The sequence below is a fragment of the Nocardia rhamnosiphila NBRC 108938 genome, from assembly GCF_000720425.1.
GTDB lineage: Bacteria > Actinomycetota > Actinomycetes > Mycobacteriales > Mycobacteriaceae > Nocardia > Nocardia rhamnosiphila.
In genome coordinates this window covers 1-12,729 of record NZ_JOAJ01000021.1, presented here as the reverse complement: position 1 = coordinate 12,729, position 12,729 = coordinate 1, and the positions used below count along the sequence as shown (strand labels likewise).

Sequence of the window (12,729 nt, the reverse complement as noted above, 5' to 3'; positions counted from 1 at the left end):
TCGGTGAGCGGTCGCGGTTGTTCGGGTTGGCTCGGTCGAGTTGGGCGGATTATGATCGTTCGTTGATCAGTGCGGGTGGCGGCGTCTACGACCGCACCGCGAAGGCCATTCCGGTGAGCCCGGAAGTCCGTGCCGCGCTGAAACTTCCGGTCGGCGTCACCCGGCTCTCGCCGCCGGAGATGATCCGGGCGATTCTCGAGGCCCCGGTCGATCTGTTGTGGAACGGCGGTATCGGTACCTATATCAAGGCGAGTTCGGAAACGAACGCCGACGTGTCTGCCGTAACGGCGGGAAGATGAACACCGACGCGCTGGATAATTCCGCGGGGGTGGATTGCTCCGATCACGAGGTGAATATCAAGGTTCTGCTCGACGCGGTGGTGTCGGCGGGCGAACTCGATCTCGAAGACCGTAATCCGCTGCTCGCCGAAATGACCGACGAGGTCGCCGAACTGGTGCTGCGCGACAATATCTCGCAGAACTTCCGGATCGGCCTGTCCCGGTCGGGTGCCGGGCGGCGTGGTGCGGTGCACCGGCGGCTGCTCACCGAACTGGAGACCCGGCGCGGCGTGGACCGCCGCCTCGAGGCGCTGCCGAGTGACGCCGAGATGGAGCGGCGGATCGCCGGCGGGGCAGGGCTGACCTCCCCGGAGCTGGCCACGATGATCGCCCATGTGAAGCTCGCGCTGAAGGCCGATCTGCTCGCCGGGGATCTGCCGGACAGCCCCACTTTCGCGGCGGTGCTGCCGGATTACTTCCCGACACCGCTGCGGGAGCGTTTCGCCGGTGCGATCACCAGGCATCCGCTGCGCCGGGAGATCGTGGCCACCGTGGTGGTCAACGAGATGGTCGATTTCGGCGGTGCGACGTTCGCCTTCCGGTTGTCCGAGGAGATCGGCGCCACCACCGACGACGCGGTCCGCGCGTTCACCGCCGCGGTGGAGATCTTCGGGTTGCGGGAGCTGTGGCAGCGCATCCGCTCCGAGCAGATGCCGACCTCGGTCCGCGATCAGCTCGAGCTCGAGACCAACCGCACGCTGGAACGTGCCGCGCGCTGGCTGCTGCTCAACCGGCCGCAGCCGATCGCGATCGGGGCGGATATCACTCGCTATCGCGAGGGAGTGCGCGCGCTGGCGGACCGGGTGCCCGGCTGGCTGCCGAAACCGCTGGCCGAACGGGTCGCCGCGCACGCCACCGAGGCGACCGAACACGGCGCCCCGCAGGATCTGGCCGCCGAGGTCTACCGTCTGATCCATCTCTTCCCGCTGCTGGACGTGCTGGATATCGCCGATATCGCCGAACGCGACGCACAGGAGATCGCCGAACTCTATTTCGCGCTCAACGCGCATCTGGAGATCACCCGGCTGATCAGCGCGGTCGGCGATCTCGACCATGATCAGCGGTGGGCCGGTCTGGCGCGGCTGGCGCTGCGTGACGACCTGTACGAGTCGCTGCGGCTGCTGACGCTGGATATCGCCACCGCCACCGACCCGGAGGACCCGGTGACGGAGAAGCTGGACTACTGGGAGCAGACCAACCGGTCACGGCTGACCCGGGCCCGCGCCGCGCTCACCGAGATCTTCGGGGTGAGCCGGCACGATCTGGCGACCCTGTCGGTGGCGGCGCGGCAGGTGCGGAGCCTGGCGGGTAGCTCGGAGTCCGGCATCGTCGCCTGATCACCCGGGATTCGCGGGTGGCCGTCCGGCTCGGGCCGGACGGCCACCCGTCGTTTCCGCTGTGCCGCCGGAATCCGCTCGGCCGAAGGCTCGTCGTCCTGTCGGCGCCCCTGCTCGCGCCCTACGTTGCCGGACGGACCCGCCCGCCGACTCGGGTTCGGCGCCCGACTGTGCTGCGCCCGGCGGCGGGCCGGGTACCGGATTCAGTCCGGGCGGCGGGTTCCGCAGGAGGCGCAGAACCTGGCCGTGGGCAGCATCTCGGTGTCGCATTCGTGACATCGGGCCGGTTCGGCCGGGGCGAAGCGATTCCCGCATTCGACACAGAACTTGGCACCCGGCGGGTTGACCGTGGCGCAGGCGGTGCAGACCGGGTCCGCCGCCGCGGGACCGAGTTCGGCGGGTTTCGCGGTGGGCGGCAGCGCCGTCGCGCTCGGCTCCTCCCGGCGCTGCTGGTGTTGTTGCCACGGCGAACTCGGCGGCGGCGGGAAATTTCCGGCCACCGCGGGCCCCGGCTGCTGCTGCAGGGCGTTGATGCCCAGCGCGGCGCCGATGAACCCACCGTCGTGGCCGTGCCCGGAGGCCAGCCCCTGGCCCGCGCCCAGCGCCATCTCCCCGGCGGCGTATTGCCGGAAATCTCCGGCGAGCCGGATGTAGGTGACATCCTTGGCGAGCCGTTTGAGCCGGTCGGCGTCTTCGGGGGCCAGGGTGATGTCGAAATTGCCGAGCCGCGGTATCCGTAACCCGTACTCGTAGAGTGCGGTATTGGTCTGCTGGACGACCGCCTGCTCGATCACGGGCAGGAGTCCGGACAGGCCGAGGACCGGCCACTCACCCTGGGAAACACCCTGTGTGACCGCGACCTTCATCGCCTTGAGCAGCAGGTCGGCGCTCCAGGATTCGATCCCGGCCGGATCGTGCAGATCGGTACTACCGGCCAGTGAGGTGATCAGCTGCCGCGCGTCTCGGACGGACAGCGCGAACTCGCCGAAAACCCGCAGGGTGACGATCTGCTCGCTGATCGGGTCGGCGATATCGGCGAGACGGCCGCCGAATTTGATGCCGGCGAACTCCCGGGTGGAGACGAAGTAGAGCTCGGCACGGTAGAGGTTGCCGCCGGTCAGCGTATCCACCAGTGCGCCGAGAACCGGGAGTTCGTCCGCGTCGATCCGGTGCCGGCCCGGCCCCAGCGTGCCCAGGACCTGACCGGACTTCACGAACAGCGCGGTCTGGTCGGCATTGACGATAGCGCGGGAGTATCGCCGGATGTTCACATCCGGCCACTTGTAGACGAGTTGTTTCTTGCCGGTCTCGGGGACGGCGATGAACTCGCGTTCGAACCAGGCCATCTGGGTGCTCCCTACGCAATTGACGTATCCAGCGTATCGACGTTCAGCGGCTCGATCAATGGCTCTTACATGGCGGCCGACCTTGGGTTTTTACCAAAGTGCCTGGTTTCCACTGGGTTACACCTGACGGCCCCCTATTGATCGTGCCGCTAACTAGCGGTACATTGCTCGCAGACATGATCTGCGCCACTCGAAAGGCAACATGATGACAACAGTTCAAGAGCCTCCGGGTCAGGCGGCGCCGGCGGACGGTCTGCACGCCGAAGATGCGGGCTATCACAAGTCGCTGCGGCCCCGGCAGCTCCAGATGATCGCCATCGGTGGCGCCATCGGAACGGGCCTGTTCCTCGGCGCCGGCAGCCGGCTGCACGAGGCCGGACCCGGCCTGTTCCTGGTATACGCCGTCTGCGGCATCTTCGTATTCTTCATTCTTCGGGCCCTGGGCGAGCTGGTCCTGCACCGCCCGTCCTCCGGGTCGTTCGTGTCCTACGCCCGTGAGTTCTACGGCGAGAAACTGGCCTTCGCGGTCGGCTGGATGTACTTCTTCCACTGGTGCATGACCGGCATCGTGGATATCACCGCGATCGCCACCTACGTCCACTTCTGGGGCGCGTTCGAGGTGATACCGCAGTGGACCATCGCGCTGATCGCCCTGGCCATCGTGGTGGCGATCAACCTGATCTCGGTGAAGTGGTTCGGTGAGCTGGAGTTCTGGGCCGCGCTGATCAAGGTCGTCGCGCTCGTGGCCTTCCTGATCATCGGCACCATCTTCCTGGCCGGGCGCTTCGACATCGAGGGTCAGCCGACAGGTCTCAGCGTCCTCTCCGACAACGGCGGCCTGTTCCCGAGCGGTTTCCTGCCGCTGATCGTCGTCACCACCGGTGTCGTCTTCGCCTACGCCGCGGTGGAACTCATCGGTACCGCCGCCGGTGAGGCGGAGAATCCCGAGAAGATCATGCCGCGCGCCATCAACTCGGTGATCGCCCGGATCGCGCTGTTCTACGTCGGTTCGCTGGTGCTGCTCGGCCTGCTGCTGCCCTACACCGTCTTCAAGTCCGGTGAGAGCCCGTTCGTCACCTTCTTCTCCAAGATCGGTATCGACGGTGCCGGTTCGGTCATGAACCTGGTGGTGCTGACCGCGGCGTTCTCCAGCCTGAACGCCGGCCTGTACTCGACCGGCCGCATCCTGCGCTCGATGTCGATGAACGGTAGTGCCCCGACCGTCGCGAGCCGCATGTCCAAGAACGGCGTCCCGTATGTGGGCATCCTCGCCACCGGTGTGATCGCGCTGGCGGGTGTCGGACTGAATGCCTTGGTCCCCGATCAGGCCTTCGAGATCGTGCTGAACGTCTCGGCGCTGGGCACCATCTTCTCGTGGACCGCCATCGTGCTGTGCCAGCTCCAGCTGTGGAAGTGGGCTCGCGACGGCAAGGTGACCCGGCCGAAGTTCCGTCTGCCCGGCACTCCGTACACCAGCTACGCCACCCTGCTGTTCCTGGCCGGTGTGGTGCTGCTGATGCTGTTCAGCGATGAGATCGAACAGCGGGCCGCGGTGATCGCCATGCTGGTGGTCGGGGTTCCGGCCCTGGTCGGCGGCTGGTTCTTGGCGCGGAAGCGAGTGGGCGAGCTCACCGCCGCACGTGCCGTGGTGCCCGCCGCCCCGGCGCCGGCCGAAGAACCCGGTAGCACCGTCCGGATCCTCGACGAACCCGAGGATCAGCGGTAACGCCGAACTGCGTGGAATACCCCGGATAGCAGGTCCGGGGTATTCCGCATTCCCAGGAAAGGGAACGATCGACCTGTCGCCCCCGCGGGCCGGGATCACAATAGACTCTCTCTGTTCTTCCGCGGGTTTGAGAGGTCGTGCATGCCAGAGCAGCCCAGCTCGTCGCAGCCCAGCTCCGAGCGTCCGCTCCCGCCGCCCTGGTCCAAACGGCGGACCCGTGGTGCGGAAATGCCCCGCCGCGGCGCGCACACCTGGTCGACGCTGCGTACCAACAGCAGCGAAAGTGGCCGGCGAGCCGCCGAGTCCGACCTGACGCGAGCCGCCGAGGAACTACTCGCCGAATCCGGCAGTGCCGAGCCGCGCAGTGCCACCGACGCCGCCTCGGTCCCCAGCGGGTCCGGTGTCTTCGTGCCGGTGACGGTGGGTTCGGTACCCCCGGTCGTCGCCGCGCCCGTGGGCTCGGACAGTCCGCCCGAGACGCCGGCGCTGTCGGACTTCGACCGGGCCATCGCCGCGTTGACCGGCGACGATATCGCCCGGCTCAACAGTCTCGCCGGTCCGGACGACGATGATCTCGACGAGTTGCTACTCGCCGACGACGACGAGGATCCCGATGATCCCGACCCGTTCGCCGGCTTCGAGGACGAAATGCCCTCCGGGCGAAATGCCCGTTCCCGCCCGAGCGTCCGCCGCCTCGGCGCCGGACTGGTGGCGCTGCCACGGGTGGATCCGGTCGATCCCGCCACCGCGGTGCTCGCGGATCCGGTGGTGCCCGAACACAAGCGGTTCTGCTGGAAATGCCAGGCGCCCAACGGGCGGTCCGGCCCGGACGGGCCCGGCGCGGTGGCCGGGGAGTGCGCACGTTGCGGGTCGGCCTACAACTTCCTGCCCGCCCTCTCCGCCGGTGAGGTCGTGGCGGAGCAATACCTGGTCAAAGGCTGTCTGGCACACGGCGGTCTGGGCTGGATCTATCTGGCGGTCGATACGAACGTCAGTGACCGGTGGGTGGTCCTGAAAGGGTTGCAGAACCCCCAGGACTTCGAGGCGCACGTGGTGGCGCTGGCCGAACGTCAGTTCCTCTCCGAGATAACGCATCCCGGCGTGGTCAAGATCTACAACTTCGTCAAGCACCGCTCGCAGCGCGAGGTGGCCGACGGCTACATCGTGATGGAGTACGTCGGCGGGCGCTCATTGAAGAAGATGCTGGATATGGCGGGGCCGGAACGTCTTCCGGTGGCCGAGACCATCGCGTACATGATGGAGGTCCTGCCGGCTCTCGACTATCTGCACTCGTTCGGGCTGGCCTACAACGACCTCAAACCGGACAACATCATGGTCACCGACGACGAGGTCAAACTCATCGATCTCGGCGCCGTCGCGGCCATGGAATCCTACGGCAGTATCTACGGCACCCCCGGCTATCAGGCGCCGGAGATCATCGAAACCGGTCCCACGGTGGCCACCGATGTGTACGCCGCCGGCCGCACCCTGGCCGCACTGATCCTGGACCTGCGCAAGGATTCCCACGGCAACTACCGCACCGAGATGCCGACACCGGAGGAGTACCCGCTGCTGCGGCGCTATCCGTGCCTGTATCGGCTGCTGGTGCGCGCGACGCATATGGATCCGAGCCGGCGCTTCCCCTCCACCTATGCCATGTACTGCCAGCTGGCCGGGGTGTTGCGGATGGTGCTGGCCGCCGATTCCGGGCGTGAACACCCGCAGGCATCGGTGGAGTTCGGCTCGCTGCGCGGGGATTTCGGTATCGACACCTTGATCGGCCAGACCGACGGGATGGTCGACGGTGGCCACCGCAGCCTCGGTCTCGACGCCGCGGCCGTGGTGGCCACCCTGCCCATCCCGCTGATCGACGCCGACGACCCCAGCGTGCAGCTGCTGAGCCCGCTGCTGCACGGTGACGCCCGCCAGACCCTGGACTCCTTGCGCCAGACCTCCGAACGTATCGCGGCCGGTACCATCGACGCGCCGGAGACCTTCGAGGTCGAGGGGGCGTTCGCCGCCGTCCGCGCCCATCTCGACCTCGGCGAGATGGCTCCGGCGCTCGCACTGCTCGAGGAGTTGCGGCCCCGCGCGGTGACCGACTGGCGGGTCGAATGGTTCAGCGGTGTCATCGATCTGCTGGACGGGCAGTACGAACTCGCCTACCTGCATTTCGACCAGGTGCACACCATGCTGCCCGGTGAGCTGGCGCCGCCGCTGGCGCTGGCCGCCACGGCCGAACTCGCCCTGCAGACGCTGAGCGATCCCGGTGAGTCCGACCGGTGGCATGCCGCCGCGTCGGAGTTCTACCGGCTGGTCTGGCAGACCAATCACGCGGTGGTCAGCGCCGCGTTCGGTTTGGCTCGCCGCTTGGCCGCCGACGGTGAGCTGTTGCAGGCCGTGCAGGTCCTCGACGAGGTACCCGTGACCTCTCGTCATCACGGCACCGCCCGGATGACGGGCAGCCTGCTGCTGGTATCGCGGCCGCATCGGGAGATCACCGAGATCGATCTGCGTGAGGCGGCATCGCGGCTGGAACTCGTCGATGAGCCGCGGGCATTGCAGATGCAGGTCGTGGTGGTCGGCGCGGCACTGGAGTGGTTGAAATCGCGGATGCGGCCCGCATCCGCCGACACCAGGCTGCTCGGCTATCCGCTCACTGTCGCGGGACTTCGCGGCGGCTTGGAGTCACGACTGCGCGCCCTGGCCCGGACCGCCCCGGGCCGCCTGCACCGGTACCGGCTCGTCGATCTGGCCAACAGCGTGCGACCGCATACCCGCTGGTGAGGGTTCAGGACTGCCCGGCGATCCGGCGCCGCCGGATTACTGCCGGCAGTAGCGGCGCCGAGACCAGGACGATCACCAGCAGCAGCAGCCACAGCCAGCCGCCGTACACCAGCGCGAGAACGAGCGCGAAGACGGCCGAGCCACCGGCCAGTACCGCGAAACCGAGCGCGGGATCGGCGGTCTCGTTCGAGCCGGGTGTCGCCGGCGGCGCGGGGAGATCGGTGAATAGGGCCGCGAGTTCCGGGGTGGTACGCGCGGCGGTCACGGCGGCGGTGCGTTCTTCGTATTCGGTGAGCGTGAGCAGGCCCGAACCGAGGTGCTCGGCGAGCTCCCGCAGCGCGCGATCGCGTTGCTCGACGGTGATGCGCGCGCCCGGTAGCTCACTCATACTCGCAGCATAGGACGGTTTCCACGGTCCGGCTCGACCCGGTGATCGCCACTGCCGGGAAGCCGGCGGGAGGTCGCTCGGCGCCGATTCCCACATCTGGGGAGTAATTACGCTGGCTTCACAGAATTGCGGGCAGAGGAGTTGTGTATGTCCACCGTGATCCAGTCTCGGCGCCCAGCGGCCGAGGTATGGGACTGGCAATTGAACGGGTCCTGCCGCGGCCTGGAATCCACCGTGTTCTTCCATCCCGAAGGGGAGCGGGGCCGGGCACGGGCCGCGCGGGTGCGGCGCGCCAAACAGATCTGTGATACCTGTCCGGTACTCGATCGGTGCCGCAGTTACGCGCTGGCGGTCGGCGAGCCGTACGGAGTGTGGGGCGGTATGTCGGAAGACGAGCGCCGCACACATACCCAACGGGCCGTTACTTCACGCTCGACGAACTAGCGAACCCCGCCCCAACTAGGGTTGAATCGGACGTTTCGGTCGTGTCCGGCGCAGGTCGTCATCGCGCCTTTGTGGTTTCCTTGTTATATGGCTGCTGGTGTGGAGTACACGATCGATGAACTGGCGCGGGCTGCCGGCACGACCGTGCGCAGCCTGCGGGTTTACCACGAACGGGGGGTTCTGCCTCCACCGCAGGTCAAGGGGCGAACGGGTTACTACAGTCCAGACCACCTCAATCGGGTGCGCACGATCAGCAGGTTGCTCGATCGCGGCATCAAACTGAACGGCATCAAGGAACTGCTCAAGGCCTGGGACCGCGGGGACGATCTGGGGGACATCCTGGGCGTCGGGCCGCTGCTCGGCGGTATGGAGACCGGCGAGCCGTCCGCGGACGAGTCGGCCGTTCCCGCCGATGCCATTCCCGCCACCGAACTGCAGGAACGCTACGGCTCGGTGCCGAACGGGCTGGCCAGGATCGTCGCCGTCGGGCTCTACGAGCCGGTCGACGCCGCCACCTATCGGCCCGCCGATCGGCAGCTCATCCGGATCGCGGAGCAACTGGCGGCCGTCGGTGTTCCCGATGCCGAGGTCCTCGGCGAGCTCGAACGGATACGGGCCGATTGCGACCGGATGGCCCGCCGGTTCGTCGACCTGTTCCATCGCACGACCTGGCAGAAGTATCAGGACTCCGGGCAGGAGGCCGCCGACCTGGCGGAATTGACCGGACAGTTGCAGCTGGCCCGCACCCTGCCCGGTAAGGCGGCGGCGGAGCTGGTGAACAAGCTCGTCGCGCACTATATCGATAGCGACAGCGAACTCGCCGACCTTCCGGCGGAGAGCTGAACCGAGCACTGCGGCTTCCCCGGCCTGGGAAAGGGGTAGGGGAGCGTTGCGCTGAACGACGGTACATTCGACGGTGGCTCTTCCGTCGGCCGGGACGATTTCCCGGCGAACGACTACTTAGGTAACTTTCCGCTCTTCTACGGATGCGCGCGGCCCTGGGCGGGTGCAGAATCTGCTTCTTGGCACCTGACGCGGTAGATGAGGCATGGAATGGGAAGCGTGACACTGTGGATGCAGATATCACTCGACGGGTTCGCGGAGGGACCCGACGAGGCGGTCCACTGGCCGGTCGTGGACGAGGAACTCTGTACCGAATACCTGGATGAACTCCGGAGCGCCGACCTGCTGCTCTACGGGCGCAGAACCTACGAGATCCTGGCGGCCTTCTGGCCCACCGCCGATCTGGCGCCGGTCTCGCCGTTCTACGTCGACTTCGCGCGATTCTGGCGCGCCGCGCCGAAACTCGTCGTCTCCCGCACCCTGCGCAACCCCTCGTGGAACACCCGGGTCACCGGCCCGGATCCGATCGAGGAGGTGCGGCAACGGCGGGCCGCGGGCCAGCACATGGTGCTCTTCGGCGGGGCGGAAACCGCGCGGTCCTTCATGGCGCACGATCTGATCGACGAGTTCCGGCTCTTCGTGCACCCCCTGCTCCTGGGCGGCGGCGTACCCCTTTTCCGGTCGCCGGTGGATACCAGCGGGCTGCAACTGGTGGATGTGCTGACCTTCGACAGCGCGGTGGTCCAGATGCACTACCGCCAGCAGGCCTGCCTGATGTGCTGAGCGTCCCGCGGGCGGGTGTTGTGTGAATTGCACGGGTTCGTCGGACGGTCCGACGTGACGTGCACTAATTTACGTTTCCATGGCGGTGATCTACCCGGACGGTGCGGCACCGGCCGCACCTGCCACCGAGTTCTTCGGTCGGATGCGGGAACTCGCGCGCCTGGACGACCTGCTGCGCTCCGGCTCGGGACGACTGATCACCCTGGTCGGGCCCGGCGGTATCGGCAAAACCAGACTGGCCGCCGAAGCGATGCGCCGGGTGCACCGCGCCGAACCGGACCGGCCGGTGTACTGGGCGCGCCTGGCCGAACTCGAACGCGACTGCGGCGAAGGTGCCGAGAACGTGCTGCGCTCGGTGGTGCGGACCGATATCAGCGATCCCGACGCCCTGGATGTCGCGGTGGGTCCGCCCGCGGGCGCGATCGCCGAGCACGCGATTCTGGTGCTGGACAATTGCGAACACGTGCTCGCGGCGGCCGCGCGCGCGGTCATCGAGTTGCTCGCCGCCACTCCCGGTCTCACCCTGCTGGCCACCAGCCGCGAGCCCATCGGCTGGGCCGACGAGTACATCCTCGCCGTGCCGCCACTGTCGGCCTTCGAATCGCTGCAGCTGTTCCGGCAGCGTGCCGAACTCACCGGATGCCCCGTGCCCGACGATCCGGCCCAGCTCGCGCTGGTGCGCCGGATCTGCCGCCGCGTCGAGCACAATCCGCTGTTCCTCCGGCTCGCCGCGGCACGGCTGCGTCACCAGCCACCCGCCATGGTGCTGGCCGAGCTCAGCGGCGACGCCACCGATCAGCGCATGCGCTGGTCGCAGAGCGCGCGGGCGGGTACCGAACGGCGGCACCGCGGGGTCTACGACGTGATCGCCTGGTCGTTCGATCTGTGCGCGGCCGAGGAACAGGTGCTGTTGCGGCGCCTGTCGGTCTTCGCGGCCGGATACGAAACCGACGGGGCCGTGCCGCAGCGCAACGGAGTCGAACTGCCCGCTGTCATAGCGGTCTGCGCGGACGGGATACTGCCCGCCGAGCGGGTGGCACCGCTGCTGGAACGGCTGGCCGAACGCTCCCTGGTCTCGACGTTCCGCACCGAGACGAGTGTGCGCTGGTACCTGGTGGAGAGCGTGCGACTGTTCGCCGGCGACCGATTGCGCCGCGAACCGGCCGAGGCGGCCCGGCTGGCCGCCCGGCATCGCCGCTACCACCGTGACCGCGTGGTCGAGGCACGGTCGCTCTGGTACGGGCCGGGCGACCGGTTGTGGCTCGACTGGGCCCGTACCTCCTGGGACGACATCCTGATCGGTATCGAAACCGGTCTGACCGATCCCGCCGAGGCGCTGGTCGGCCTGGAGACGGCGTCGGTGCTGCTGTCGGTATGGGTGCCGTTTGTCAAGGGCGGTAGCCGGGCGCTCACCAGGCTCACCGCGCAGGCGCTCGACGTCACTCGCACCGAGGGCGTCACCGAACACCACATCCGAGCCACCGCGCTGCTCGGCTGGTACTACCTGTGGCAGGGCGAGGCCGATCGGGCCGCGGCCCTGCTGGACGAGTGTGTCGCCGGCCCTGCCGCGGCCGGTGTGGGTGATTCCTCCTGGCGGGATTCGCCGGGAACGGATATCGGCCTGCCCGCTTCGGTCGAATGGATCCGGGGTCTGGAATTGATGCTGTTCCGGCTGGATCCGCACGCGGTGACGGTACTGGAACGGGCCGGTCACAAGTTCACCGCGCAGGGCGACCGGGTGGGCGTGGAACGCGGTCAGATCTTCGCGGCGCTCGCGGCCGCCATGCTGAGCGATCCGGAGCTGGCCGACCGGATCACTCGTCGGCACCTGGAACGCTCGGTGGCCTCCGGGTCGTCGCTGGCCACCCGGTGGGCGGGAGTGGCGCGGACGCTGGCACTCTCGCGCTCCGCCGAACCCGCGGCTGCTCTGGAACCGGCCCATAGCGCGGTGTCCGGGATGGCCGCGGGCCGCAACACCTGGATGACCTCGTGGTCGGTGGCGGTGTGCATGCTCGTGCTGACCCAGGTGCTCGCGGGGGATCCCGCCGCGCTGGGTGCCGCGGCGGCCATCCGCATCCGTGCCACCGAACTGGCCTGGCTGGTCGGGGTTTTCCGGGCCTGCCACCGCTCGATGGGGGTCTGTATCGAGCGGGTGCCGATGGTGGTGCTCGGCGTGCGCCGGGCGACCGAGGTCGCCACGGCGGTCATCGGACCGGCGGATTTCGCCGTCGCCGAGCAACGGGGCGGGCAGTTCCGCCCCGGTAGTGACGCGGTACGGGAGTACCTGCGTCGCCGTTGGCCGGTGCGTCCGGTCGCGGTGGACACACCGGTCGATCGTGGGGAATCGGCCGATTCGCGCTGGGGGAGCTTATCGCCGGCCGAACGTGAGGTCGCGGTACTGGCGGCCGCGGGCTGGCCGAACAGTGCCATCGCCGAGCGGCGGGGTAGTTCGGTGCGAACGGTGGACGCGCAGGTCGCCAGCGTCCGGCAGAAGCTCGTGATCGGCTCCCGGCGCCAGATACCGGATCATATTCCGGCCCACCTCGCCGGTGCGGTGGATGCCGAACGTGCTACCGCCGCCGGTCGTTCCCGGAGCCGGCGGCGTACGCCGCGCCTGCCCGGCCGGCAGTGATCGCGCGGCACCGGGATCACCGGCAGGCGTAGTAGTACGGCTTGTAGGCGCAGATGTCGAGGTAGCCGCCCTGGTCGTTGTCGTAGGTGAAGCTGCGCTGGGCCG

At 68.1% G+C, this 12,729-nt stretch carries 8 protein-coding genes and 1 pseudogene; 7 read left to right on the top strand and 2 right to left on the bottom strand.

The features are described from left to right. A pseudogene (locus IG75_RS0135325) lies at positions 1 to 1,675 on the top strand (NAD-glutamate dehydrogenase domain-containing protein); the annotation flags it as partial. A gap of 203 nt (positions 1,676 to 1,878) precedes the next feature. Here IG75_RS0135325 and IG75_RS0135320 read toward each other — a convergent pair. Next, positions 1,879 to 3,021 carry an SPFH domain-containing protein gene (locus tag IG75_RS0135320; protein WP_030525705.1) on the bottom strand — a complete coding sequence of 381 codons (1,143 nt, stop codon included), beginning with the start codon at positions 3,019 to 3,021 and terminating at the stop codon, positions 1,879 to 1,881. Between the two features lie 202 nt (positions 3,022 to 3,223). On the opposite strand from IG75_RS0135320, the gene IG75_RS0135315 reads away from it, so the two are divergent. Together IG75_RS0135315 and IG75_RS0135310 are read left to right on the top strand one after the other, a co-directional pair. Continuing rightward, positions 3,224 to 4,747, top strand: coding sequence for an amino acid permease (locus IG75_RS0135315; RefSeq protein WP_081877362.1), 1,524 nt, complete (start codon positions 3,224 to 3,226; stop codon positions 4,745 to 4,747). A 141-nt stretch (positions 4,748 to 4,888) separates the two neighbouring features. Then, positions 4,889 to 7,534 (top strand): serine/threonine-protein kinase, encoded by a 2,646-nt coding sequence (locus IG75_RS0135310; RefSeq protein ID WP_036516090.1) that lies wholly within the window; start codon positions 4,889 to 4,891, stop codon positions 7,532 to 7,534. 4 nt (positions 7,535 to 7,538) lie between these two features. Here the strand turns inward: IG75_RS0135310 and IG75_RS39630 are convergent, their stop codons facing one another. Further along, entirely contained in the window at positions 7,539 to 7,922 is a 384-nt protein-coding gene (locus tag IG75_RS39630; protein ID WP_051715609.1) for a DUF1707 SHOCT-like domain-containing protein, read from the bottom strand. Positions 7,923 to 8,069: 147 nt separating this feature from the next. On the opposite strand from IG75_RS39630, the gene IG75_RS38750 reads away from it, so the two are divergent. From IG75_RS38750 to IG75_RS0135290, 4 genes are all read left to right on the top strand, one after another. After that, a complete protein-coding gene (locus IG75_RS38750) occupies positions 8,070 to 8,366 on the top strand; it encodes a WhiB family transcriptional regulator (protein WP_030525701.1) in 297 nt (98 codons plus the stop codon). Between the two features lie 87 nt (positions 8,367 to 8,453). Continuing rightward, complete coding sequence (locus IG75_RS0135300) at positions 8,454 to 9,209, top strand: MerR family transcriptional regulator (RefSeq protein WP_030525700.1); 756 nt, start codon at positions 8,454 to 8,456, stop codon at positions 9,207 to 9,209. 210 nt (positions 9,210 to 9,419) lie between these two features. Continuing rightward, a complete protein-coding gene (locus IG75_RS0135295) occupies positions 9,420 to 9,992 on the top strand; it encodes a dihydrofolate reductase family protein (RefSeq protein WP_030525699.1) in 573 nt (190 codons plus the stop codon). A gap of 79 nt (positions 9,993 to 10,071) precedes the next feature. Then, the gene (locus tag IG75_RS0135290) at positions 10,072 to 12,624 is read left to right on the top strand and encodes an ATP-binding protein (RefSeq protein ID WP_030525698.1); all 2,553 of its coding nucleotides are present in this window, start codon (positions 10,072 to 10,074) and stop codon (positions 12,622 to 12,624) included. Positions 12,625 to 12,729 lie beyond the last annotated feature (105 nt).